This is a genomic window from Lysinibacillus odysseyi 34hs-1 = NBRC 100172 (assembly GCF_001591965.1).
GTDB lineage: Bacteria > Bacillota > Bacilli > Bacillales_A > Planococcaceae > Lysinibacillus_B > Lysinibacillus_B odysseyi.
Map to the genome: position 1 here is coordinate 186076 of NZ_BCVX01000005.1, position 23149 is coordinate 209224.

Consider the following 23149-nt stretch of genomic DNA (forward strand, 5'->3'; position numbering starts at 1 on the left):
CTCCCAGTTTAATAATTAATGGTAATATATCCAATCTCACGCGATACATTTTGTGCCGACCGGATTACTTCATTTAAAATACTCTGGTAGTTGCTGCCCTTGAAATAATTTACGTCGCTCACAAAATTGAGGGCAGCTACAACTTGACCATTGTAGCTTTTAATTGGCGCTGCAATACCGAACGTATCCGTCTCATTTTCGCAATTACTTATGGCATAGCCCTGCTGGCGGATAATTAATAACTCTTTTTTCAAGACATCCATGTCTGTAATTGTATTTTCCGTGTAGGCAGGCATCCCTTTTTGTGCCACGGCCGGCAAAAAGGAAGGATTATAAGCAAGCAGCACTTTTCCAATGCTCGTTGCATGTGCTGGAAACCTTGTCATACCTATATAAGTCGGGATGACATCAGAATGCGGGGATATGGCCTTGAATATAAAGCGAACTTCCCCCTGATCGAACATACCTACATGTACACTCCCTTTAAAACGGTTCACCAGCTTTGCAACAATCGGAGCAACCTCGGTATTGATATCCTGGTGATACATGACTTTGTTGCTCCACTCTAAAATTCGCCAGCCTAAACGGTATTTCCGGTCTCTATCCTGCATCAAAATATTTTCTTTGCACATCGTTTTCAAGAAATGATGCACCGAGCTAATAGGAATATTTAATTTTTCTGCAATTTGTTTATTGGACAAAGATGATTCACCCGCAGAAAATAAATCAATTATTTGTGCCATTTTACTAACAGAAGAAATCATTCCTATTACCTCCGTATATGTTTTTTAGTTTGTTTGGGGCTCTTTTAAACAGTTTTCTTTCGCCAAAATTGAATTCACAAGATCAAAATTATGCTGCTTTTTGAATTTATTGTAGAAGATTGCACGTTTTCTGATTGGGTCGCCTGTATAATAGCGTTCATATTGTAATGCACGCATACCGAATGCTTCACCGCACAAATCCCAGGCGAGTTTGAAAATTTTCATACGCAGCTCTGCATCAACTCCCTCACGTCCTCCATAATGGCGGTCAATACTCGGACGCAGCTCAGGATTTAGGAAGTCCGCTTCTGTCGGCATCATCAATAATCCGCCCGCCCCGATTGTCTGCATCACTTCCACTGCACGCGGATACATTTCCGGCATCATACCGCGAATTGTTTCTAATGCATCGGGATTTAAACGTGCCTCTCCCCGCTCCGTCATTGTATATTCACGCTCTGCCGTTCGTAGCAGTGCCCGAATCACTTCTACCGATTGGACAAGCTCCCCTAAATCGCGCTGGACATTCAAGTACTGGTCAACACCTATGGAATCAGCTACTTTACAAGCAACCTCCACTGCAAATGCGAGTTTAATATAACCACGTACACTTGATTGGTGTGCCGGCTGCTCTGCAATACCTGTCATCGGATAGAGTAAATTTGCTGCTTCCACATTGTTATATAAGAACACTTTATCCCAAGGAACAACGACATCTTCAAATATAAGCAGTGCATCCATTTCTTCATAACGTGATGCTAATGGATGATCAAATGTGGAACGTGTGCCATCCTGCACAGGCTCTCGGCAAATAATTTTCAGCCCTTTTGTATCGATCGGAATCGCAAAAGCGAGTGCATATCTTTCATCACCAGGTGCAAAGCCAGGGAAGGAATAGATAATCACTTCATCTGTCAGTGCTGCTAGTGTAGCAAGCATTTTTGCCCCTCGTACTACAAGTCCTTCAGGACGTTCCTCTACTGCACCTAAGTGTGTAAATTTGTCTGATTGTTCATGGGATGTTTTACTACGGTCGTTTTGAGGATTTACAATAGCGTGGGTTAAAAATAAATCATTATCACGCAGATGCCTGTAATAGCTTTCGATATTTGCTGCCCAGTCTTTATTGTATTTACTTAAAAACCAAGAATTTTGTGCAAGGGATGTTACCACTGTATTTAAAAAGTCCGGTGTGCGTCCCATCAAACCATATGTTTGACGTGCTACTACCTCAAATGCTTTGCTGCGCTTCATAATATCTTCGTATGAGCGGGGCGGTAAAAAAGAGGCAGCCATACGTTCGCCGGTTTCTTCGCAAATAACGGTTAAATCTTCCTGATAGGCCGGGTCATGCTGCATATCATATAATCTAGCAATTTCCAAGATTGGTTGTTGAAAATAGGGTTCATCGAAAATGCTTTCGACTAACTTACCATTAAGCCAAACTTCCGGCTTTCTCGATTTTAGTGCCTCGATATATTGATCTCCTGTGCGAATTCCCATATGCTACACTCCTTTTATAGCTGCAAGATTTACATAGTTCTTTGTGGAGCCCATTTTCCCCTCGAAGAAGGTTAAAGAATCAGTATCCTGGCGATCGAACTCTGTAATCTCGCCTATAAATAGAACATGATCTCCGGCATCATACGTTTGCCAAGGTTTACATTTGAAATAGGCTCCTGCCCCTTGAATGACAGGGGAATCGCCTTCCCTATTCCACTCAATATTCAGCCCTTCTTGCTGCCGTCCCGCAAACTGCCAGGCGATGGCTTCTTGATCTGCAGTCAGGACATTGATGGTGAAATTTTTATTTTGCATTTGCGTATAGGAATTAGTTGTCTTATCGATTGAGACAAGTACAAGCGGCGGGTCCAGGGAAACAGATGTAAAAGAGTTTACCGTAATTCCGTTAATATCCTCTTCATCGAACCACGTAACAACAGTTACACCTGTTGGAAACTTCCCAAAGGCTTGCCTTAGTAATTTACTATCCATACAAATACCTCCTTCCTTCTTATTACTCGCATAATATCATTCTGCTCTTTTTCCGTAACCGTCGAAATTTCACAATGTGAAATCTGCCTATTTTTTCTCAATTTTAACATTAAAATTCTGTTTGTAATCGCTTACTTATTGTTTTCTGTATATTCTGTCTTATATTACTTTGCTATATATTATTATTTTCTCAACCGTTTTTCCTATCATGCACAATGTCCTTTGCTTAAACACGCATCTCTGTTTCCATACATAAAAAACCTCTAAACAGTGCATTTCAAAGATCGGCTATCACTCTAAATATGTCTCTTTTTGGGGATAAAAAAAGGATATTGACCTGGAGCTCAACTCCTGATCAATATCTCCGGCTTTTATGGATTAGTAATAAAACACTTTGACATCCTACTTTGCCTAAATAAAAAGCATACCGCCCCGTTCTGCAGGTATGCTTTCTTATCTTATCTATTAATCTCCTGCCCTATACAAACAATACCCATAAAATCATTGAAACAGCAATTGTTGTTACCCCTTGAAGCAATGTCGCCATTGTCTGTGCTTTGTAGGCTTGCGTTACTTCCATGCCGCTGTACTGTGTCACGACCCAGAAGAAGCTGTCGTTGACGTGAGAGACAGTCATGGCTCCAGCACCGATAGCCATCACGACTAACGCCAATGGGAATGCCCCTTCAATTCCAGCAGTAACGAGCATTGGTGCGACTAATGTCGATGTAATAACAAGTGCTGTTGTGGAAGAGCCCTGTGCCGTTTTCAGTGCAGCTGCAATCAGGAATGGCACAAGCAGGAACAGTGAACCTTGTGCCAATGAGCCAAGATCCATTTGCTGCAACATGTCACCTACACCTGTTTCTTTAATTACCGTACCGAATGAACCACCGGCTGCCGTAATTAACAGAATCGGTGCTGCATCCTTTAAGCTATCGCCAATCCAGCCCGTTAACGTTTCTTCATTTAGATTCGGCAGTAATGGGAACGCGGCAAATACACCTAACAGCAGAGCCACGATCGGGCTTCCGATGAAACGTAAAATCATATTAAATGTAGATTCCGGATCACCTACTAATGCTGCAATCGAACCGATACCGATTAATACGATCGGCAGGATAATCGGGAAAAATGATTTGAATGTTGAAGGCATTTCACCGAAGGATTTAATGACTTCCTCATAATCCATTGCCTCTTCTTTATCTAACGGTACTTCGATTTTTGTCGCTACCTTTACAGCCCATAAATATCCGACAAATGTCGCCGGAATCGCCACAAGCAGTCCGACTAAAATCACCGTCCCTAAGTAATCAGCAGCACCAATATTGCCGGCTGCTGCAATCGGCCCCGGTGTCGGCGGCACAAGTACATGTGTTGCATATAAGCCTGTTGCAAGTGCTACACCCATAGATGCAACTGTTACTTTCGCGCGTTTTGCCAGTGATTTCTGCAAGCTTGATAGAATGATAAATCCAGAGTCACAAAACACAGGAATCGATACAATATAGCCGATAATGGACATTGCTAATTGCGGACGCTTTGGCCCAACAATTCGGAGAACTACCTCCGCCATACGGTATGCCGCGCCGGAGCGCTCCAAAATGACGCCGATCATTGTTCCAGCTACAATGACAATCCCGATGCTCGTCATTAAGCTGCCAAAACCGGTATTAATGTTCGTAACGACATCCAGTAATGGCATGCCGCTCGCAATTCCGACAAAGAACGAACTAATAATGAGTGCTAAAAATGGATGGAGCTTTAATTTGGCCGTAGCGAGTACGACAAATAACACCCCTATTAAAATGATGAAAAATAACATTCCTTTCTCCCCCTTAACCGATTAAATGTTGAAACGTTTCATATGCCCGCTGAGACAGGCAGCGGGCTGCTTCCTTCATCGCCATGTCATTAGAGACAGACTCATTAACTACTGACACCGTCTGTTGAAAGTGCGGTGCTAATAATTCTCTATCTTGCTTCTCAATACAACCCGAAAGCAATAAGACCGGTATATTAAACTGTTTGGCACAATGCAGAACGCCCATTGGTGCTTTCCCGTGTAGTGTCTGGCGATCTGACTTCCCTTCACCTGTTACAATATAATCCGCACCTTGGATTTTCTCGCAAAACTTCATAACATCGAGTACTAATTGAATGCCCTGATGAAACTTTCCGTTAAGGAATGCGATTAACGCGCCCCCCATGCCACCTGCTGCCCCGGCACCTTGATAGTCATGCAGCCGGGTTCCTTTTTCTGCTTCTACAATATTGGCCCAATGTGTCAATGCCTCATCAAAATAATCCATTTCCTCAGGCTTCACACCTTTTTGTGGGCCAAATACTGCTGTCGCACCATTTTCACCAACTAGTGGATTATTTACATCACAGGCAATGGCAATAGTCGTATCATGCAGTCTTGTATCCCAAGTTGAAAAATCCAGGCTTTTTACTTCATATAAGCCATCGATCGTTTTTTGTACGTCACGTCCATACTCATCTACTAAACGCAGGCCGAGTGCCCGCAACATCCCCACGCCGGCATCATTTGTAGCACTTCCGCCGATACAAACGATAAAGTCTCTAAAACCTTGGTCTAATGCTGCTTTAATGAGCTGCCCCGTACCAAAAGTCGAGGCAATCCGCGGATTGCGCTCATTGTTATGCAACAGTGTAATACCTGATGCAGAGGCCATTTCAATAACACAAGTCGATTGATTGCCAAGCACGCCAAACGAAGCTTCTATTTCACGCCCTAGAGGATCGAGTACCGTTGTTTGAACAAAGTGTCCATCTGTTGCAAGTACAAGGGCCTCCATTGTCCCCTCTCCGCCATCTGCAACAGGCAGTAAAACGGTTTCCGCTTCTGGATATGCTTGCTTAATTCCTTGTTCGATAGATTTTGCTGCTTCTAAAGCTGTTAATGTACCTTTAAAAGAGTCTGGACTTATGATGATTTTCATCCTCATTCTCCTTCCGATTAAGCGCTTACAAATATTATAATGACAGACTATTCGAAAAAGCATTATAATGGATGTACAAATTAACTGTATTAGTACAGAATCATTTTTGTACGAGGTGTATAAAATGTTATCTATTAAATTAGCAGAGGAAATCGTACATCAGACGATGATGCGGCTTCATCATAATATTAATGTAATCAGTACGGATGGTGTCATATTGGCCTCGGGGGATAAGGAGCGCATAGATTCTATTCACGAAGGCGCTATCCAAGTAGTAAAAACGGGCATGCCGTTGTTGATAGATGATCCGCTTTCAAAGGATTTTTATCACTGTAAGCCCGGCATTAACCTGCCGATCAAGTTCCACGAAAAAATTATCGGGGTCATCGGGATTACAGGGAATCCACATGACCTGCAGGAAATCGCCAGCTTAGTGCAGCTGACGACAGAAATGATCGTGCACCAGGTGCTGACGGAAAGCAAAAGCGAATGGCAGCGGAAAAATGGGGATCTTATTTTTAAAGCATTAATTGATCATGCGCCTATCGACGAGGCATTCAAGGAACGAATTGAAAAGCTGTCGTTTCCGTTGGAGGGACCCTTTCAAATACTGCTCGTTAAGCAGCAAGGTGATGCTTCTGCGCTGCCCCTTCATTTGGAAAACATTCTTTATAGACAGCAAGCGCTATTCGGTCAGATTGATCTAGGTGAATATTACCTGTTTTTATGCGGGCGTTCTGTAAAGCATGCAAAAGAAACGATCCAGCAGCTGGTGAAGCTTCAGAAAAAGTTTGAGATTTCCATCGGTGTCGGACCAGTTGTAGATGAATTGGAGGTACTGCCCTATGCATTTAACGGAGCAAAAACAGCTCTTTCCTTCGGGCAAACGACTTATTTTGAGGATGTAGAGATATATACGCTGTTTAAAAACCGTAGCAGCGAGGAAGTGACGAGATTTCTTATGAAGATTCGCGGGCTGACAGATAAACTTACTGTAACCCTGCTGACATTTTTTGAATGCAATCTTCAGTTAAATATATGTGCGGAAAAACTCGGTATTCACCGCCATACCCTCACCTACCGCCTTAATAAAGTGTATAAGCTGACCGGCTACAACCCCCAGCATTTTGAGGACGCATTCGTACTAAAGCTGGCACTTATATTGGGGAAGCAGTGCTAAGGTTATGGTATCTTCGTGCTGGTTATTACACGTGCATTCCATCGTAAAAGCCCATCCGGTAACCGGATGAGCTTTTTTGCATTTACTTCACCTGCTCCTTAATCACCTGCTCAACCCCGAGCAAAATGAGCTTCAAACCAAACTCAAACGCTCTGTCGGTCCCCATCACTTCAAACAGCCCGTTCGTGAACATTCTCCGGAATAATCCCGCATCTGTTTCCTTCATGGAGTCTAGGAGGCGAATCATTTCCTCTCCTGGAGGCGTTTCTTTATCCTTAAGGATAACAGAAATATTACGGTTATGTTGGTAATCATCTAGAACGAAGTAATAGACATAGTTCACAAGCGTTGTAATCACTTGTATTTTCTGCTCTTGCTCAAGCGGTGTCGATTCAACACATAGCAGCATACGGTTGGTGAACCGGATGATATCTGGTTCGTGAGGCAGTGTCATCATCATGATCTGCGTAGAGCATGGATATCGGCTGAGCACACTCCGTACCGTCACTGCAAGCTCCGTCAATTGCTCCTTCCAGTCCCCTTCAGATTGGAATTCCTCCAATATTACTTTCGATACCTGATTGGCCAGACGCTGGTAGAGATTTTGTTTGCTCTTGAAGTACCAATACAAAGAGGGAGCCTGAATCCCTAGTCTGTCGGCTAATCGTCTCATGCTGAATTTCTCGATGCCGCCTTCTCCAAGAAGTTCCCATGAGGCTTCTAAAATCTTATCCTCCGAAATCTGAGGCTGCTGTTTTTTCATTGGTATCCCCCATCCATCTAACACTGTAAGTTTATGCTTTACAGACCCATAGGTTCATGATAACATCTAACACTGTAAGATTCAAACTAACACTGTTAGGTATTTATTCAAAAGAAAGAAGTGATCCACATGGATGCAGAAAATCTCTATTATTTTGAAAAAGCACCGGTCGCAAAAGCTGTAGCCCATTTTGCTGTACCGATGATGCTAGGCACATCAATGAGTGTCATATATTCCATCTTGAATGCCTATTTTCTTGGTACGCTCCACAGTACTGCCATGTTAACCGCGCTCGCATTAACCCTGCCGTTATTTGCGATCATTATGGCACTGGGAAATTTGATTGGCATGGGGAGTGGTACATTTATCTCACGTTTGTTAGGAGAGAAAAAATACGGCGAAGTAAAACATGTTTCTTCATTCGCCTTTTACAGCAGCTTAGTTCTCGGTCTTATTGTGATCGCTGTCGGCCTCCCATTAATCGATCCAATCGTTCATAGCCTAGGAGCAACGCCTGACTCCTTCGAATTTACGAAGGACTATGTCACAATTATGCTTATAGGCTCGCCATTTGTCATATTGTTCTTCACACTGGAAAATATCGTGCGCTCAGAAGGGGCAGCAATCACATCGATGATCGGTATGATTCTCAGCGTGGCCGTGAATATTCTTCTAGATGCGCTAGTCATCTTCGTCTTCCATTGGGGCGTGACCGGGGTTGCGTCTGCTACGGTAATTTCAAACGTGGCTGCGAGTGCATTCTTCGCTTTCCATATAGGATATAAAAGCCAATTTTTAACCGTTTCCGCAAAATGGTTCAAGACTAACAAAGACATTCTAGCCAATGTATTCAAAATTGGAGTTCCCGTCTTTATTATGAGTATCTTTTTGGGTGCAATGTCGCTCATCTTAAACCACTTTCTTGTCGAGTACGGGGATCAGGCAGTAGCTGCTTTTGGAATATCCTCCCGTTTACTGCAATTTCCTGAGTTTATTCTGATGGGCTTATGCGAAGGAGTAGTACCGCTCATTGCCTTTTCTTTTACAGCAGATAAAACACGTATGAAGCATACTATCGGATTTACAATCAAAGCGATTGTGACGTTAGCCTGCGTATTTGGCGTTATTGTCTATCTGATTTCCGATCACTTAATTGGTTTATTTACGAATGAACCGCAATTAATTGAAATGGGGAGTTACATTCTGCATGTAACGTTCCTATCCTTATTCGTTTCAGGCATGACCACATTGTTTACTGGAATCTTTCAAGCAACAGCTCAAGGAACCGCCGCGTTTATTATGTCAATTATTCAAGGTATTACTCTGATTCCCATACTATTTATCGCCAACCATATGCACGGCTTCCACGGGGTGATCTGGTCCCTTGTCATTGCAGATACTGTGGCATTCATTGTTGGGGGCATTATGCTGTATATTCTGCGGAACAAATTGCAGCCGGAACTGGATAGTTTAGTACAGTAGATATGACTCACAAAAAAAGCGGTAGGAGAAGCCCCTTCGCTTCTTGCTCTATAGAACACATTTAAAGCTCATGGAGGAAAAAACATCGAGGTATTTTAACAGCTCAACTTATTTTGGAAATGAATAACGAAACCTCGTAAGAGATATAAAAACAATAACGTGTCTTATAAATAAAAATAGTGAACTCCTTTTTGGAGTCCACTTATTTAATCAAATTTCCCTTGGACCGAAAAAACATTACTTTGAGTTCTTGTAATAAACTGCATGATCGGTCCATTCATCATCTTCGTATATAAAGCCTTTGCGGATACATTCAAATTTCATGCCTACACTTTCAGCTAATTTCATAGAAGGTGTATTATCAAGGTTAATATGGGCTTCTATACGGTGAAATTTTAAATATTGAAAAGCAATATTTAGAGCCTCTTGTACGGCTTCTTTACCATAACCTTCTTTCCAATGCTGATTATGAATGGTATACCCTATACGCCCCCATTGGAAATCATCTCTTGCTAAGGTTGAAAAATCAACCATCCCCAGATGTATACCATCCTCTTTTCTAAACACACCAAATACATGTGCAGTATCTGTGAGTGCTAACTCTTGATGTTTATCTACGAGATTATGAAACCACTCCATTGTACATTCACTCATATCCATCTTTCCTTGATCATGGCGATTTTGAGATGGATAACGGCTTTCAAATTCATTTAACCAATTTTCATAGTCGTCTTTTCTTAACGGTCTTACTACTAATCTTTCTGTCTCTGAAACATATTCAAATTTTCCCTCTTTCAATATGTTATCCCCTCTGTCTTTGTTTTTCCTAACTACCTAGCCTGTTTTATTGGTATGGACTGTTCTAAGTGTCATAAGACTCTCTGCCGTTCATTTTATAACATCCGCTTTTATTCATTTGTAAGACCTATCACGGAATTATTTCGATTGAAAATAGACAGCTTTCATCAGTCATTCTACTGCCCATAGTATCGTCCTTATCATGTTTAATTCAGAAATGACAGCTAGTCAGAGCATGCCTAAAATTCTAGCAGCTTGACTATTAAAGGTTTCGGTACTATATGGAATCAAATAGCTTCTCTTTATAAAAAACAGCAAAAGCCCCACCGGCTCTTACTATTTTCAGCCTTCCCCCTCACGTATACTCAAGGCAAATGACTGCTTTTTTCAGTTCCTTATTGAAGAACAGATAGATCCGGTCTGCCCCACAGGCTTGAAAATAATAGCCTGTCGCAAATCCGATATATGTAAACACAGCACCATTTTCATCCTTTGGCACGTACAGCAGGTTTGTGTAGTCAAAAGCATCCGCTTCACTTTCGTAGTCTTCCAGCAGCACCTGACCTTCCTCAGTTATAAACCGCACATCATCTAATATCCCGTTTACCATAGGGTATTCTAAGCCCCAGCCTGCTGCCTGCTTATCGTTAAAATCCTGTTCCAATGCTTCTGCTGATTCAAAGCCTCTTCCGAAACTGGAATAAGGGTAGATTTTTCCATGGCGAAGGAAAAATTGTTTCCTTGCTTCATAATCTGTTTCGTTCTGTAAATATACGTCCTCCAGTACTCCATCCGTTTCAGCCTCAAAGTAATCCCACCCTGCCTCAAATTGATATTTACCATCAATAATATTGAAGCCTAGCGTATCTTCTGTCGTGAAGCGTGTATGGAACTCCTTTGTATTTTCGCCGACACAGCCGTCATGGATTTCCTTTACTGATACAATATGCAGCCACTCATCCCACTCAGGATCAACACACTGCAGATTGATAGAGCAAATCGGCAGGAAATACTTTTTATGCTGCTCCAGCTCATCGTAAAACACCTCTTCATATGAAGGAAACGGCTTGATAAATTGCTCCGGAATGTTCATCTTTTTATCCATCCTTATACGTTTTTTTCCATTTTAACACGCTCATACGAATAACGGGTGAGTGTAATCTAGGAGATAGGAAAATAGCTCTCTTTCACTATAAATGTAAATATGTTACAGTTTCAATAACTTATTAGTTTTAGAAAGGAGAAAGTACTATGTTTTATGTATACGATCTTGTCCATTACTTGGACAGCGGTACACTGGGAATGATAAGTGAAATTCTATTAGTAACAATTTGTCTTTCGACTATCATTTTTCTATGGACAAAAAACCAATTTATTTCTTACTTTTCAGCAGCACCGCTCTTTTACTTTATTTCCTTATTTATCTCCGGTAACACACACCTTATCTTCCTGGTGCTCGCCATGACAATCCAGGCGTTAGTCAATATCGTCATTCAGAAACAGATTATTGGAAAAGAGAAGCCCAGCAAGAATCAGATACAAAACACGTAAGGCGGTTTTACTATCGTAGTGAACAGTACGGAATCTAAATAGGCGTATAGGTTTTCGCATATTTCGGGAGGTAAACAGGTGAAATTTCTAAAGGGTTTATATGTAGTAATGTCTATAATGGTATTTGTTAATTTAAGCAGTGAATTTATTTTAGACGGTGAATATTCTGCCATCGCTAGTTGGATTACCGTGATGCTCTTCCTTTTAGGAACAGCCTTTTTTGCTAATGCACGTTTTTATTTAAGCAGGAAGGAAGATTGAGTGTTCACTTATTCAGTTTACAAAAAAGATAAAAGCAGCACTCCCTTTTAGGAATAATCAGGAGTGCTGCTTGATCTAATGAGCTGCCAATATTTTTAGTGATGCTGTGGACGCTGTATAAATTTTCATATTTCCCCTTATTGAATGACGCTATAAACAAGTTCGTATTTTTCCACGTTTTCATCTGCTTCGACGGGAATATCCATGTTAGGAACGTCTTGCCTTGACTGGATAAAATGCTCGTATATTTCGGGATTCATTTTGATCATATCGACCCGCTTACCTTGTGAATATAAATATTCTATATCTTCTTCAAGCTTACCTATTAGAAAGTCCAACCTTACTCCTCCCCTCATATTTCACCCTTTTTGCTTTGTTAGTAAAAAAGGATACTTGCTTGAAATTTGTTCATTTTCGCCATTCTTTATACACCGCTTCCTTTCGACCATCACTTGGAGACTTCCATGTAAACCGCTTATTTTCCTAAAAAAAAGCGCTGCTAATATAAAAACGCCCGCCTGGCATATTACCGGGCGGGAAAGTAACCGATTATTTATTTGCTCCGGATAAGAGCTGGTTTATAAAATGGTAATATAGCGGAGAAGAAAAACTTTACCGTTTTCCATTGTATATTGAACTTACTTTTCCGTTTCATTTAATGCTGTAATTAGCTGCTCCATATATTCTTCATCCATCGGGCCGATGATCTTCTGGAAAATCATACCCTCTTTATCGATGATATAGCTTGTAGGGATTGTATATACTTCGTATAGCTTCCCGATTTCTCCTGTTTGGTCAAGGAGGACAGGAAATGTCAGACCGAATTCCGATACAAATTCCGCTACTTTTTCCGTTCCATAATCTTCGGAAGTTAAATTCACTGCCAAAATCTCGACTTCTTCCTGATGTTTTTCATAAAATTTTTGCATATGCGGCATTTCCTGACGGCAGGGCGGACACCAGGTAGCCCATAAATTTACAATGACGATTTTCCCTCTTAATGATGACAGCGTTACTTCTTCTCCTGTTAAAGATTTCAACGTAAAATCAGCTGCTTCTGTCGCCTGCCCTTTCTGAACAGCTGATTGCTGCTCATTCCCCTTATCCTTTTTCACCTCTACTGCCATTTTATCTCCTGATAGGTTGACAAAGAAAATAACAACCAATACAGCTACAATAGCTGCCCCTATCATATTTTTCCGCACTTCCGTCCCCCTTCTAGTGCTTTTCCTATGAAACAGCCTCGGCTTATCAAAGCTTCTCGCAATTACTACAAATTTCTATCCTTTATCACATACACATGGGGGCAAATCGTCAATAAAAACGATTTACGATATCGTTTTAAACGTTTGTTAATATAATGTATTAACTTGTTAAATTTTTCAGTACCTACTCCTCACGAAAAGCGTTCCATTTCAACACGTACTTCTTCTTATTCTATTTAGCTTCTCCGGCATGATAATTACAAAATTCCACTATTTTGTTCTCTATTTCCTCGTTACCATCTCCAGCTATGATATATTGATGAATCCTCCCTTCTGTGAAAAACATGAACAAAAAACGACTTGGCTGTCATTACATCAGCCAAGTCGGATATTACCTTTTCATTTTATTGACTTGTATCCTCCACCGTATAAACTGCCCGGAGATGAGAGAACGTTTTAAAACCGTGCTGCCCGTGGAAATGGCCGAGCCCGGATTGGTTGATACCGCCGAATGGTAATTCAGGGTGTATATTATGCAAAGCAATATCGTTAATCGTAACCCCGCCGGATGATGTATTGGCAAGAATCCGGTTCTGGAATTCCTTGTCCTCACTGAAAATATATAAAGCGAGCGGCTTCGGTCGCTGACGAATGTAACGAATAACCTCGGCTGTCTCTGTGTAAGGCTTCAGGAATGTCAGCGGGCCGAATATCTCCTCCTGCACGATCTTCATATCATCTGTTACATGGCCTAAAATTGTCGGTTCTATCAGGCGCAGTTCATCGTTTAATGTGCCGCCTGACAGTACCGTTGCCCCTTTACTCATCGCATCGTCCAGCAAGTTTTTCAAGCGGTTGTAGTGCATCTCATTGACAATTTGCGTACGCTCTGTCGTGCGGATTTTCCCGTCCTCATATAACAAAGCCTGTACAACGCCTTCATAGCTTTGGACAAATGCATCCACATCTTCCGCCGGGACAAAAATATAATCTGGACAGATGCAGAATTGGCCGCCCATCATTATTTTTCCATACGCGAGGCGCTGAGCTGTACGACTAAGATCAATATGACGGTCCAAAATGGCCGGCGACTTCCCACCAAGCTCCAGTGTGACAGCTGCTAGATGCTTTGCTGCTCCCTGCATAATAATTTTCCCTACTTTTTCTCCTCCTGTAAAGAAGAAGTGATTAAACGGCAGCTCGAGCAGTTCAGCCGCAACATCTGCCTCTCCCAGTACGACTGCCACTTCCCTTTCATCAAATACTTCCGATAAAACATCCTTGATTATTTGGCTGTAGGCCGGCGTAAATTCTGACGGCTTTATCACTACACAGTTGCCTGCAGCCACAGCCTCTGTCAATGGGTGTACCGTTACAGAAAGCGGTGCATTCCATGTGCCGAAAATACAAACCAGTCCTCTTGGTTCATAAATGGCTTTCGCTGTGCTGCCCTCTTCACTTGCGTATTCTTCCGGCTGCATCCATTCCTCCAGATGGGCGATAATGTGATCAATGGACTGCGTCACTGCATATACTTGGTGTTTGGCCTCATCAATCGGGCGTGCAAAATCCGATATAGCTGCTTCCACAATATCGTCTAACCTCCGAAGTAGCACATCCTTCAGTTTTGCGAGCTTATCAATTCGCTGTACGGCTGTTGTGGCACGAACTTCCCACTGATACTCAAGCTGCTTCTCAAACATTTCCTTCAACTCATTTACCGCTACATTCTCCATTTTTCGGACCTCATTTCTTTAGTAAATGGGGTGCTATCGAATCAAAGATGTACTCTCTATTTCTATTATACGAAAACTCCTATAAGATTCATAATTTTCCAGACACTATTTTCCGGAAGAAAGGCTAGGCCTCCTCCTGCCACCAAGATAACATTATATTCTCCAACAAAAAAGCCGCAATCCAATAAAGGATTGCGGCTACATAAAGCATTATCGCAAGCTGATTGTTCCATTTTAAATGACGCTGTACACCTCATCCCGGACGTCACTAATAAACATACAGCCCGGTGCGTGTGTAATCATGATCGAAGGCTTGCTTTGCATCGCTACTGCCTGTGGGGTAACACCGCAGGCCCAGAATACCGGTACTTCGCCTGGTTTGATCGTAACAGCATCACCAAAATCCGGTTTTGTAATATCCTCGATGCCGATTTGACGCGGGTTGCCGATATGCAGCGGAGCCCCGTGGACAGCAGGGAAGCGTGATGTAATTTGGACAGCCCGGATAGCGTCTTCCGGTGACATCGGCCGCATGCTGACAACGGTTGGTCCTTCAAACACCCCTGCCTTTATACACGGAATATTCGTCTTATACATCGGGACATTGCAGTTTTCCTCAATATGACGGACCGGAATGCCGCTTTCTAAAAGCGGTGTTTCAAACGTAAAGCTGCATCCGATCAGAAAGGCAACCATATCGTCCTCCCAGTAATCTGTAATATCATTTACCTCTTCCGTGAACACGCCATCCCGGTAAATGCGGTATTTTGGTATGTCCTTCCGGATGTCCGCATCTTTTGCCAGCAGTGCCGGACTGAATGAGCCGACTTCTGTCACATCAAGCACAGGACATTGCTTTTGGTTACGCTGGCAGAACAATAAAAAGTCAAAAGCATGCTCTTTTTTTAAGATGGCCAGATTTGCCTGTGTATACCCCTTTGACATACCTGCTGTCGGTCCTGTGATCTCCTGCTTTCGAATAAGCTCCCGTACATCTTTCGGAGCCAGTAATGAAACATCTTGCATGCTTTTCTCCTCCTTCTATTTGAACAGCAATGGTAATTGCTCGATCAATGTGATGATACCTAAATAAGCCATAATCGCGACGACAATGACGCCTGTAATCGTCAGCCATAAAGGATGCTTGTATTCTCCGACAATCTTTTTCTTGTAAGCTCCCACCAGCAGTGTTCCCAATGCAAGCGGCAGGATAAGTGCATTCAGCGCCCCGACAATGATCAGAATATTAACAGGTCTTCCAACAAAGGCAAAAATGGTTGTCGAAACAATGATGAAGCCGATAATGATCCAATTATGGTATTTTTCAATAATTGGATGGAAAGTACGGATAAAGGAAACAGACGTATAGGCTGCCCCGACAACAGAAGTAATAGCCGCAGCCCACATAATGATTCCGAATATACGATAGCCGATATTGCCAGCAGCTAACTGGAATACAGAGGCAGCTGGATTGTCTGCATCAATAACCAGGCCCTGTGATACGACACCAAGAACCGCTAAAAATAGGGCAACCCTCATAATCCCTGTAGCTGCGATACCCGTCACAGAGCTTTTTGTAATTTCCGGTAATGATTCAATGCCTTTTACACCTGCATCAAGTAACCGGTGCCCGCCCGCAAAGGTAATATAGCCGCCGACCGTACCCCCGACAAGCGTCACAATGGCAAACCAACTGATCGTTTCCGGCATGACTGTGTTCGCGAGTGCTTCCCCGACAGGAGGGAACGTTTTAAAAGCAACATAAATCATTAAAAGAATCATGATAAAACCAGCGAACTGGGCGAACTTGTCCATTGCCTTTCCTGCTTCCTTTACGACGAAGATGAAAATGGCAACAACCGCGCTGATGATCGCTCCTGTAATCGGATCGAGCCCGAGCATGGCATTCAATCCAAGCCCAGCCCCTGCTACGTTTCCGATATTGAAGGCCAGCCCGCCGATTACAATCAGGATTGCGAGCACAACACCAAGACCCGGCAGTACCTTATTGGCAATTTCCTGTCCTCTCAGCCCTGACACGCCAATGATACGCCACACATTCATTTGGACAACAACATCCAAGATTAATGAAATTAATATAACAAAGCCAAAGCTGGCAGCGAGCTGCTGTGTGAACACTGTCGTCTGTGTTAAGAATCCCGGCCCGATGGAGGAGGTCGCCATTAAAAATGCTGCTCCGAGCAGGACGCTTCTGCTCACCTTTTTGCTGCTCTGTTTCTTCATGGCTTCAGGCTTCGGATTTTTTGTTTTCCCCTTTGGTACAGCCATCTACTATTCCCCCCGACGTCCAATTGCCGCAAGGGTAATTTGGTTGTTTTCCAATGTTTCTTTCAAATATTGCGCAAAGGCTAGTGCATGCTCGCCGTCTCCGTGAATGCAGACAGTATGTGCCCGCAACGCAACTTCTGTTTGCTGCTGGGTTAAAACCTTTCCTTCCTTTACAGCTTTGATGACCTGAGCAGCAGATTGCACCCGGTCTGTAATCATCGCGTCAGGCTGGGAGCGTGACGTAAGTGAACCGTCCGCCTGATATGTACGATCAGCAAAAAACTCATGTGCTGTGCGTAGACCTATTTTTTCTCCCGCTCTTGTCAACTCGCTATTTGCTAGACCAAATAAGATAAGGGAAGGTGAAACATCATACACAGCCTGAGCGATGGCCTCTGCAAGTGCCCGATCTTTCGCTGCCATATTATACAAAGCGCCGTGCGGTTTTACATGCTGCATCTCTTCCTTGAAAGTTGCAAGGAATCCCTGTAATGCACCAATTTGATAAACAACCATATCATAGCCTTCCTGAGGTGTGATGGCCATCTCTCTTCTGCCGAAACCGTTCAAATCAGGCAAGCCCGGATGAGCCCCTATCTTCACACCATTATCGATAGCCAGCTTTACCGTCTCCCTCATAACAGTCGGGTCGCCGCTGTGAAAGCCGCATGCGATGTTGGCGGATGTAACATACTTCAGAATTTCCTCCTGCTCCCCTAATTTAAAACGCCCAAAGCTCTCTCCTAAGTCACAATTTATATCTACGTGATACATTCCTATCCCCTCCACATATACTTCTTTAACGTTTTGTTCCGATTCTCGGAACTTTAGTTTTAAATTACAGTCTCATTCTAGCATATCTATTTTTTGTTTGAAAAGAGATAATGTTAGAATTGATAGAAAAGTTGGATAGTTCAAAAATATTTATTTGTTTTTATTTTAAGACGCCCTATAATAAAAGATATATCCATTTTTCAGAACAGTAATTCCGAAATACGAAACTAAAGGAGAGAATGTTAATGACCCTTCAACAAATGAGCACACCGTTTCGTCCTTTAGGAGACTCAGCCCTTGTCGTCCATTTAGGAGAAGGAATTGATCCGGCTATTCATAAAAAAGTGAAGCACTTAAGTTTATTACTGGAAAACAGTCCCTTTCCCGGCTTTATAGAGGCTGTACCGTCTTATAATAGTTTGACTGTTTACTATCATCCCCTTACTGTGTGTTCGCTAAATCCAGCATATGCTAAAAAAAGCCCCTACCAAATTGTCTGCGGCTTCTTATCGAAATTAATAGACTCTGTGGGAACACATCAAACATTCAAGCAGCGACAAATAGATATTCCGGTATTATATGGCGGAGAGTATGGACCGGACATTGAATATGTTGCTTCCTTTAACAGGCTTTCTGTCGACGAGGTCATTCGCCTCCATTCCTCTGCCGAATATCTTGTCTATATGCTCGGCTTTGCCCCAGGTTTTTCGTTTATGGGCGGAATGGACGAGCAGATTGCTACGCCTAGAAAAGAGTCACCACGATTGGCCATTCCAACTGGTTCGGTCGGTATCGCAGGGAAGCAGACAGGTATTTATCCACTGGAAACACCCGGTGGCTGGCAAATTATCGGACGCACACCGCTCGACTTGTTCCTTCCAGACTGCTCTCCGCCGACCCTTTTGCAATCAGGCGATAAGGTGCGCTTTGTTCCTATTTCTTCAAAGGAATTTTCAAGCTTAAAGGAGAAGAAGCAATGAGTGTACAGGTTTTACACGGCGGTCTATTAACAACGGTTCAAGATTTAGGAAGGTTCGGCTTCCAGAAGTATGGTGTCATTGTCAGCGGGGCGATGGATTGTGTGTCGATGCGTGTGGCAAATCTACTTGTAGGCAACGAAGAGGAGGAAGGCGTGCTTGAAGTTACAATGTTCGGTACAAAGCTCCACTTTGAGCAGGATCAGCTTGTCGCAATAACAGGCGGCGATCTCCAGCCGACCATTGACGGACAGCCCGCACCGATGTGGCGGCCGGTACTTATCAGGCGCGGATCTATTTTACAATTCAAATCGGCCATCCGCGGCTGCCGATCCTATTTAGCGTTTGCCGGCGGAATCGACATACCGCTTGTCATGGGCAGCAAAAGTACGTATCTTCGCGCCGGCATTGGCGGGCTTTCCGGACGTGCGCTGCAAAAGGGCGATTGTTTTGCCTGCAGCGGCACCACAAATCCTATCGGGCAATCATTCATCCAGCAGTTAGAACAGGCAGATCAGTCTTTCACATGGTATGTTGATGTTAGACAGCTTGGCTTATTTAGGAAAAACGAGGCAATTCGCGTCATGCATGGTTCTGAATTCCATCGTTTCAACCCTGAAAGCCGGCATGCCTTCTTTTCCAGCCTTTATAAAATAACAACACAGTCAGATAGGATGGGCTACCGGCTGGAAGGACCTCCGTTACATTTATCCGAGACATTTGATTTACTTTCGGAGGGTGTCACATATGGAACAATACAGGTCCCTTCAAACGGACAGCCGATTATTTTAATGGCTGATAGACAAACGACCGGCGGCTATCCAAAAATCGGGCAAATCATTTCCGCTGATCTTCCCCGGTTGGCACAAATGCAGCCTAACACCGAAATTCGTTTCACGGAAGTGTCGTTGGAGCAGGCAGAGGAAGCCTTGTTTGAAATAGAAAGAGTAATGGCTGATATCGCGCTTGGTATTCGTCTAAAGGCGCAATCTTAAAAGGCATAAAAGTATAACAGGAATCTCCTTACTACGAGCTTCCAGAGTGTAGATAAAGCAGCCTAAAAAGCACAGTGTTTAGTATATGCTTTTAACTATTCGATTCTATGATTTTTTAGATAATAGTGGTATTATTTAACAAACCAAAATTCGAAAAAGGAGAGCAGCATGAAAGTACCAACCTATTTAAAAAATAATATAAACAATTTCGAAGATAATGAACTGACAGCTATGACAGTGTGCTCCAGTGATGATAAAGAGTTGTTTGAAATATGGTATTATGGGGATTTATTTTTAGTCGAAAATGAAAATCAAAATTACATTGTCAATACCGATCAAGCGCCTATGTTAATTGTGGCAAAAGAGCCGGATACACAAGAAGAAATTATACTCTTTGACGGGGGTAAACATGGTTACGACAATATGTTTTGTGATGTACACGATGCAGAAGAGCTCTCCTGTCGAACTTTAAAAAAGCTTGATATTCCCACCTCAAAAATCATGATAGAACTCGGGTATAGTATAGACTACGAAGAAGAAAAAGAGGATTATGATTTTGATGAAAACGGTTCGGTCATTTTAGTTGATGGGCGACGAATAGCATGGGAAACAGTTTTACTTGATGGCTTCGATTATATTGCCATTTCGTTTATTGATGAGACAAGGCGGAAAGTACAGTTTGTTGATGCAGAATTAGCTTAACAAATTCATCTTTGACTGCCTGCCCAAAATAGCTATGGGAAGTATCCCACAGCTATCCTATAAAATATTCAATTATTGCATATTATTTGTCTACAATCTGAAGGGAGCTCATTACCAGGAACTCCCTTTTTTAATGCAAATACCCAAGCTGTTTAGAAATCTCATAGGCAGCATCTTTCACCTTTTTCTTCAGCACATCAACCTTTTCCCCTTCATAATTCGCCTCGATGCCTGCGATGCTGATGCCGGCTATAACGTCTCCTACATTATTATAAATAGGTGCCGCAACAGCCGATGTATAGTTTTCTAATTCTGAATGACTGACGGTGCACCCCTCTATTCTTGCCTGGCGGATCATGTCATATAGCTTGTCCTTATCGGTAATTGTTCCTTTGGCAATTGGTTTGAGCTCTACCGTATCGAGATAGGCATCAATTTCTGTATCCGGAAGAAAGGACAAAATGGCACGGGGACAGGCTCCAGCGTAAAGCGGACTTCTGCGGCCAATCGCTGTGTAAAGACGCACCTTCTGATACGTGTCTATTTTTTCTATGTAGATGGTTTCATGCCCTTCACGGATAATCAAATTGATTGCTTCCTCCGTTTCCTGATGAAGCGCGTTCATGAAAGGAAATGCCGCCTTCCGTATATCAAGCCTCGAGGAAACTAAATGGCCGAACTTCAAAAAAAGCAATCCGAGCCGGTATTTAGCGTCGCTCCCCTTCTCCAGAAATCCCATTTCTTCCATTGTGCCAAGCATCCGGTATACCGATGTTTTCGGCATCCCGGATAGCGTGATGATTTCCTGAAAAGACAACTCGCTATGCTCGATAAATAAATTTAAAATATCCATTGAGCGGACAACTGTTTTGTTTTTGTTATTCATTACCTTTCATCTCCCATCCTGTTCAATTCCCGCTATCTTTCCTTCTCCATATAATAGAACACTTTGGAGAAATAAGGTACTGTTCATTTATGTTTAGTGTAAAAAGCTGGATGGCCAAATATACAAATGGGGTTGGAAACGACGATTACTATGTAAATTTCTATTCTTTGAGCGGAACGGGACTTTAATGGACGGGAACTATGCTATAATGAAATCCGTCCTCACGATATAGCATCGAAACCTTATTTGTGTCCATATTTACTCATACGTTCGTATGAAAATAACGGTTTCACGGTTGAAAAGTAGAGTAAACCGATTTAGAATAGTAAAGAAGCTTAGGGTAGAGCAATGATAAAAGGAGAGGTAACAATGCCGAAATATACAATTGTAGATAAAGATACATGCATCGCTTGCGGCGCTTGCGGCGCAGCTGCACCGGATATTTACGACTATGATGATGAGGGTATTGCCTTTGTTATTTTAGACGAAAACATGGGTACTGCAGAAGTTCCGGAAGACCTGTTAGAAGATATGCAGGATGCTTTTGAAGGCTGTCCAACTGATTCGATCAAAGTCGCAGACGAATCCTTCGAGGGCGATGCATTAAAATACGAATAGATCCAATGTGCATGCACAATGTGGATGCTTCGATATAAACAGCAACTTTACCAAAGCAAAGTTGCTGTTTTTTCATTTTGTTTCACGCCATTTTTTCAGTCCAAAAGCAGCCAAAATAAGTACACCACCGGCAATTAGTTGAGTATACTTACTTACTTCTATAGCAGGGCCAAATGGTTCCATCCATACACCAAAAATTAATACCACTAAAATAAACACCCCTGATCCTAAAGCCCATGACCAAAACATTTTTTTACTTTGTGGGTTTTGCTTGAATGCATCGGATTTTAGGAGCTTTAATAATAAAACAATGAGCAGCAAGATGCCGACTATTTGCACAGCAGCAAGTAAACTAGCGGAGCCTATATGAATTATTTTTGGCTCTCCCTTTATGATAGTCGCAATACCTGTTACCGCTATAAACATACCTAAAAACTGAACGACAATTTCTACTATGAAAATGACCGTCTTAGAGGGCTTCTCCTTCGGCAGACCTGCAATAATTTCATCTGCTAATTCCTTTGGCGCTTTTCCGAATACATTTTCTGCCGTTTTGCCGTCCTCCTGTGCCGACAGTAAGTGCTCCAGCAGCTCCATAAGTACTTCCTCCGTTGCCTTGTCATCCTTGAATGGAGAGGTACGGATATATACCATTAGGTTTTCGTAATATACCTTGTTTTCCTCATTGAGTAATTTCCTGCGTTCATTATTTTGTTTAATAAGTGTCTTCGTTTTTACCATGTTACTCACCTCTCAATAAAGTAGTAATGGGACTTGCCAGCAGCTCCCACTCTGTCCGGATTTCATCCAGTGCTTCCATTCCTTTTTTGGTTAATGAATAATATTTACGATTCGGTCCCGATTCAGAAGGTCTCATTTCTCCAACAATAAATTCATTTTTTTGTAAACGTAATAAAACAGGGTAAATTGTTCCCTCACTGACATCCTTCAGCCCTGCCCGCTGCAGTTTTTCAGACAGCTCATAGCCATAGATCGTTTCCTTTTCAATAACCGCCAGTACACAGCCATCCAGTATTCCCTTCAACAACTGACTTCGGATCGACATTTTTTCACTCCCTTGTAAAACAAGATAGCTTGATAAATAATACACTACCTTGCGTAACAAAGTAGCTGTTTTTACTATATTGCATAACAAAGTAGCTGTCAACTTGTTATTGCATGCTAACAGAAGAAATGTTATAGTTAC

At 42.4% G+C, this 23149-nt stretch carries 26 protein-coding genes; 8 read left to right on the forward strand and 18 right to left on the reverse strand.

What is annotated here, in order from left to right; translation table 11 throughout:
* Positions 1–8: 8 nt before the first annotated feature.
* The 5 genes from BOD01S_RS10160 to BOD01S_RS10180 form a co-directional block, all read right to left on the reverse strand.
* Positions 9–764, reverse strand: coding sequence for an IclR family transcriptional regulator (locus BOD01S_RS10160; RefSeq protein WP_036154358.1), 756 nt, complete (start codon positions 762–764; stop codon positions 9–11).
* 24 nt (positions 765–788) lie between these two features.
* Positions 789–2267: a 4-hydroxyphenylacetate 3-hydroxylase family protein gene (locus BOD01S_RS10165; protein ID WP_036154355.1), complete on the reverse strand. Its 1479-nt coding sequence runs from the start codon at positions 2265–2267 to the stop codon at positions 789–791.
* 3 nt (positions 2268–2270) lie between these two features.
* Positions 2271–2759, reverse strand: a complete 489-nt coding sequence (locus BOD01S_RS10170; RefSeq protein ID WP_036154353.1) for a flavin reductase family protein — start codon at positions 2757–2759, stop codon at positions 2271–2273.
* 478 nt (positions 2760–3237) lie between these two features.
* Entirely contained in the window at positions 3238–4584 is a 1347-nt protein-coding gene (locus BOD01S_RS10175) for a GntP family permease (protein WP_036154351.1), read from the reverse strand.
* 13 nt (positions 4585–4597) lie between these two features.
* Entirely contained in the window at positions 4598–5725 is a 1128-nt protein-coding gene (locus BOD01S_RS10180; protein ID WP_036154349.1) for a glycerate kinase, read from the reverse strand.
* A 124-nt stretch (positions 5726–5849) separates the two neighbouring features.
* Between BOD01S_RS10180 and BOD01S_RS10185 the strand changes: the two genes are divergently transcribed.
* Complete coding sequence (locus BOD01S_RS10185) at positions 5850–6905, forward strand: CdaR family transcriptional regulator (RefSeq protein ID WP_036154347.1); 1056 nt, start codon at positions 5850–5852, stop codon at positions 6903–6905.
* A gap of 82 nt (positions 6906–6987) precedes the next feature.
* Here the strand turns inward: BOD01S_RS10185 and BOD01S_RS10190 are convergent, their stop codons facing one another.
* A complete protein-coding gene (locus BOD01S_RS10190; protein WP_036154345.1) occupies positions 6988–7668 on the reverse strand; it encodes a TetR/AcrR family transcriptional regulator in 681 nt (226 codons plus the stop codon).
* A 129-nt stretch (positions 7669–7797) separates the two neighbouring features.
* Between BOD01S_RS10190 and BOD01S_RS10195 the strand changes: the two genes are divergently transcribed.
* Positions 7798–9150 (forward strand): MATE family efflux transporter, encoded by a 1353-nt coding sequence (locus BOD01S_RS10195; RefSeq protein WP_036154343.1) that lies wholly within the window; start codon positions 7798–7800, stop codon positions 9148–9150.
* A 237-nt stretch (positions 9151–9387) separates the two neighbouring features.
* Here BOD01S_RS10195 and BOD01S_RS10200 read toward each other — a convergent pair whose 3' ends face one another.
* Both BOD01S_RS10200 and BOD01S_RS10205 read right to left on the reverse strand, forming a co-directional pair.
* Positions 9388–9948, reverse strand: coding sequence for a GNAT family N-acetyltransferase (locus BOD01S_RS10200; protein WP_036154341.1), 561 nt, complete (start codon positions 9946–9948; stop codon positions 9388–9390).
* A gap of 355 nt (positions 9949–10303) precedes the next feature.
* A complete protein-coding gene (locus tag BOD01S_RS10205) occupies positions 10304–11041 on the reverse strand; it encodes a hypothetical protein (RefSeq protein ID WP_036154339.1) in 738 nt (245 codons plus the stop codon).
* A gap of 158 nt (positions 11042–11199) precedes the next feature.
* On the opposite strand from BOD01S_RS10205, the gene BOD01S_RS10210 reads away from it, so the two are divergent.
* Both BOD01S_RS10210 and BOD01S_RS10215 read left to right on the forward strand, forming a co-directional pair.
* Entirely contained in the window at positions 11200–11499 is a 300-nt protein-coding gene (locus BOD01S_RS10210; RefSeq protein ID WP_036154337.1) for a hypothetical protein, read from the forward strand.
* Positions 11500–11577: 78 nt separating this feature from the next.
* Complete coding sequence (locus BOD01S_RS10215; RefSeq protein WP_036154335.1) at positions 11578–11760, forward strand: hypothetical protein; 183 nt, start codon at positions 11578–11580, stop codon at positions 11758–11760.
* Positions 11761–11897: 137 nt separating this feature from the next.
* Here BOD01S_RS10215 and BOD01S_RS10220 read toward each other — a convergent pair whose 3' ends face one another.
* The 7 genes from BOD01S_RS10220 to BOD01S_RS10245 all read right to left on the reverse strand — a co-directional run bounded on the left by BOD01S_RS10220 (position 11898) and on the right by BOD01S_RS10245 (position 17764).
* A complete protein-coding gene (locus BOD01S_RS10220) occupies positions 11898–12098 on the reverse strand; it encodes a hypothetical protein (protein WP_036154333.1) in 201 nt (66 codons plus the stop codon).
* A 300-nt stretch (positions 12099–12398) separates the two neighbouring features.
* Complete coding sequence (locus BOD01S_RS10225; protein ID WP_036154331.1) at positions 12399–12965, reverse strand: peroxiredoxin family protein; 567 nt, start codon at positions 12963–12965, stop codon at positions 12399–12401.
* Between the two features lie 404 nt (positions 12966–13369).
* On the reverse strand, positions 13370–14701 hold the full coding sequence (locus BOD01S_RS10230; RefSeq protein WP_036154329.1) for an aldehyde dehydrogenase family protein: 1332 nt from the start codon (positions 14699–14701) through the stop codon (positions 13370–13372).
* A gap of 65 nt (positions 14702–14766) precedes the next feature.
* Entirely contained in the window at positions 14767–14934 is a 168-nt protein-coding gene (locus BOD01S_RS23275) for a hypothetical protein (RefSeq protein WP_169745609.1), read from the reverse strand.
* A 1-nt stretch (position 14935) separates the two neighbouring features.
* Positions 14936–15727, reverse strand: a complete 792-nt coding sequence (locus BOD01S_RS10235; RefSeq protein ID WP_036154327.1) for a putative hydro-lyase — start codon at positions 15725–15727, stop codon at positions 14936–14938.
* Between the two features lie 15 nt (positions 15728–15742).
* Positions 15743–16945, reverse strand: a complete 1203-nt coding sequence (locus BOD01S_RS10240) for an NRAMP family divalent metal transporter (RefSeq protein ID WP_036154708.1) — start codon at positions 16943–16945, stop codon at positions 15743–15745.
* A 48-nt stretch (positions 16946–16993) separates the two neighbouring features.
* Positions 16994–17764: a LamB/YcsF family protein gene (locus BOD01S_RS10245; RefSeq protein ID WP_036154325.1), complete on the reverse strand. Its 771-nt coding sequence runs from the start codon at positions 17762–17764 to the stop codon at positions 16994–16996.
* A 245-nt stretch (positions 17765–18009) separates the two neighbouring features.
* Between BOD01S_RS10245 and pxpB the strand changes: the two genes are divergently transcribed.
* The 3 genes from pxpB to BOD01S_RS10260 all read left to right on the forward strand — a co-directional run bounded on the left by pxpB (position 18010) and on the right by BOD01S_RS10260 (position 20438).
* Positions 18010–18744, forward strand: a complete 735-nt coding sequence (gene pxpB, locus BOD01S_RS10250) for a 5-oxoprolinase subunit PxpB (RefSeq protein ID WP_036154322.1) — start codon at positions 18010–18012, stop codon at positions 18742–18744.
* A complete protein-coding gene (locus BOD01S_RS10255; RefSeq protein ID WP_036154320.1) occupies positions 18741–19736 on the forward strand; it encodes a 5-oxoprolinase subunit C family protein in 996 nt (331 codons plus the stop codon). The genes pxpB and BOD01S_RS10255 overlap by 4 nt, the downstream gene beginning before the upstream one ends.
* 168 nt (positions 19737–19904) lie before the next feature.
* Positions 19905–20438 carry a hypothetical protein gene (locus tag BOD01S_RS10260; protein WP_036154318.1) on the forward strand — a complete coding sequence of 178 codons (534 nt, stop codon included), beginning with the start codon at positions 19905–19907 and terminating at the stop codon, positions 20436–20438.
* A 130-nt stretch (positions 20439–20568) separates the two neighbouring features.
* On the opposite strand, the gene BOD01S_RS10265 is transcribed toward BOD01S_RS10260, so the two are convergent.
* The gene (locus tag BOD01S_RS10265; RefSeq protein ID WP_036154316.1) at positions 20569–21324 is read right to left on the reverse strand and encodes an IclR family transcriptional regulator; all 756 of its coding nucleotides are present in this window, start codon (positions 21322–21324) and stop codon (positions 20569–20571) included.
* 369 nt (positions 21325–21693) lie between these two features.
* Between BOD01S_RS10265 and BOD01S_RS10270 the strand changes: the two genes are divergently transcribed.
* Entirely contained in the window at positions 21694–21942 is a 249-nt protein-coding gene (locus BOD01S_RS10270) for a ferredoxin (RefSeq protein WP_036154313.1), read from the forward strand.
* Between the two features lie 72 nt (positions 21943–22014).
* Here BOD01S_RS10270 and BOD01S_RS10275 read toward each other — a convergent pair whose 3' ends face one another.
* Both BOD01S_RS10275 and BOD01S_RS10280 read right to left on the reverse strand, forming a co-directional pair.
* Positions 22015–22683: a DUF1129 family protein gene (locus BOD01S_RS10275; RefSeq protein WP_036154312.1), complete on the reverse strand. Its 669-nt coding sequence runs from the start codon at positions 22681–22683 to the stop codon at positions 22015–22017.
* 1 nt (position 22684) lies between these two features.
* Positions 22685–23008 (reverse strand): PadR family transcriptional regulator, encoded by a 324-nt coding sequence (locus BOD01S_RS10280; RefSeq protein WP_036154310.1) that lies wholly within the window; start codon positions 23006–23008, stop codon positions 22685–22687.
* Positions 23009–23149: the final 141 nt, after the last annotated feature.

What these genes read in the sequence shown, in the direction of transcription:
- BOD01S_RS10160 (WP_036154358.1), bottom strand. Translation starts at nt 764, where the DNA reads ATGATTTCTTCTGTTAGTAAAATGGCACAAATAATTGATTTATTTTCT.
- BOD01S_RS10165 (WP_036154355.1), bottom strand. Translation starts at nt 2,267, where the DNA reads ATGGGAATTCGCACAGGAGATCAATATATCGAGGCACTAAAATCGAGA.
- BOD01S_RS10170 (WP_036154353.1), bottom strand. Translation starts at nt 2,759, where the DNA reads ATGGATAGTAAATTACTAAGGCAAGCCTTTGGGAAGTTTCCAACAGGT.
- BOD01S_RS10175 (WP_036154351.1), bottom strand. Translation starts at nt 4,584, where the DNA reads ATGTTATTTTTCATCATTTTAATAGGGGTGTTATTTGTCGTACTCGCT.
- BOD01S_RS10180 (WP_036154349.1), bottom strand. Translation starts at nt 5,725, where the DNA reads ATGAAAATCATCATAAGTCCAGACTCTTTTAAAGGTACATTAACAGCT.
- BOD01S_RS10185 (WP_036154347.1), top strand. Translation starts at nt 5,850, where the DNA reads ATGTTATCTATTAAATTAGCAGAGGAAATCGTACATCAGACGATGATG.
- BOD01S_RS10190 (WP_036154345.1), bottom strand. Translation starts at nt 7,668, where the DNA reads ATGAAAAAACAGCAGCCTCAGATTTCGGAGGATAAGATTTTAGAAGCC.
- BOD01S_RS10195 (WP_036154343.1), top strand. Translation starts at nt 7,798, where the DNA reads ATGGATGCAGAAAATCTCTATTATTTTGAAAAAGCACCGGTCGCAAAA.
- BOD01S_RS10205 (WP_036154339.1), bottom strand. Translation starts at nt 11,041, where the DNA reads ATGAACATTCCGGAGCAATTTATCAAGCCGTTTCCTTCATATGAAGAG.
- BOD01S_RS10210 (WP_036154337.1), top strand. Translation starts at nt 11,200, where the DNA reads ATGTTTTATGTATACGATCTTGTCCATTACTTGGACAGCGGTACACTG.
- BOD01S_RS10230 (WP_036154329.1), bottom strand. Translation starts at nt 14,701, where the DNA reads ATGGAGAATGTAGCGGTAAATGAGTTGAAGGAAATGTTTGAGAAGCAG.
- BOD01S_RS23275 (WP_169745609.1), bottom strand. Translation starts at nt 14,934, where the DNA reads ATGGAACAATCAGCTTGCGATAATGCTTTATGTAGCCGCAATCCTTTA.
- BOD01S_RS10235 (WP_036154327.1), bottom strand. Translation starts at nt 15,727, where the DNA reads ATGCAAGATGTTTCATTACTGGCTCCGAAAGATGTACGGGAGCTTATT.
- BOD01S_RS10240 (WP_036154708.1), bottom strand. Translation starts at nt 16,945, where the DNA reads ATGAAGAAACAGAGCAGCAAAAAGGTGAGCAGAAGCGTCCTGCTCGGA.
- BOD01S_RS10245 (WP_036154325.1), bottom strand. Translation starts at nt 17,764, where the DNA reads ATGTATCACGTAGATATAAATTGTGACTTAGGAGAGAGCTTTGGGCGT.
- pxpB (WP_036154322.1), top strand. Translation starts at nt 18,010, where the DNA reads ATGACCCTTCAACAAATGAGCACACCGTTTCGTCCTTTAGGAGACTCA.
- BOD01S_RS10255 (WP_036154320.1), top strand. Translation starts at nt 18,741, where the DNA reads ATGAGTGTACAGGTTTTACACGGCGGTCTATTAACAACGGTTCAAGAT.
- BOD01S_RS10260 (WP_036154318.1), top strand. Translation starts at nt 19,905, where the DNA reads ATGAAAGTACCAACCTATTTAAAAAATAATATAAACAATTTCGAAGAT.
- BOD01S_RS10265 (WP_036154316.1), bottom strand. Translation starts at nt 21,324, where the DNA reads ATGAATAACAAAAACAAAACAGTTGTCCGCTCAATGGATATTTTAAAT.
- BOD01S_RS10270 (WP_036154313.1), top strand. Translation starts at nt 21,694, where the DNA reads ATGCCGAAATATACAATTGTAGATAAAGATACATGCATCGCTTGCGGC.
- BOD01S_RS10275 (WP_036154312.1), bottom strand. Translation starts at nt 22,683, where the DNA reads ATGGTAAAAACGAAGACACTTATTAAACAAAATAATGAACGCAGGAAA.
- BOD01S_RS10280 (WP_036154310.1), bottom strand. Translation starts at nt 23,008, where the DNA reads ATGTCGATCCGAAGTCAGTTGTTGAAGGGAATACTGGATGGCTGTGTA.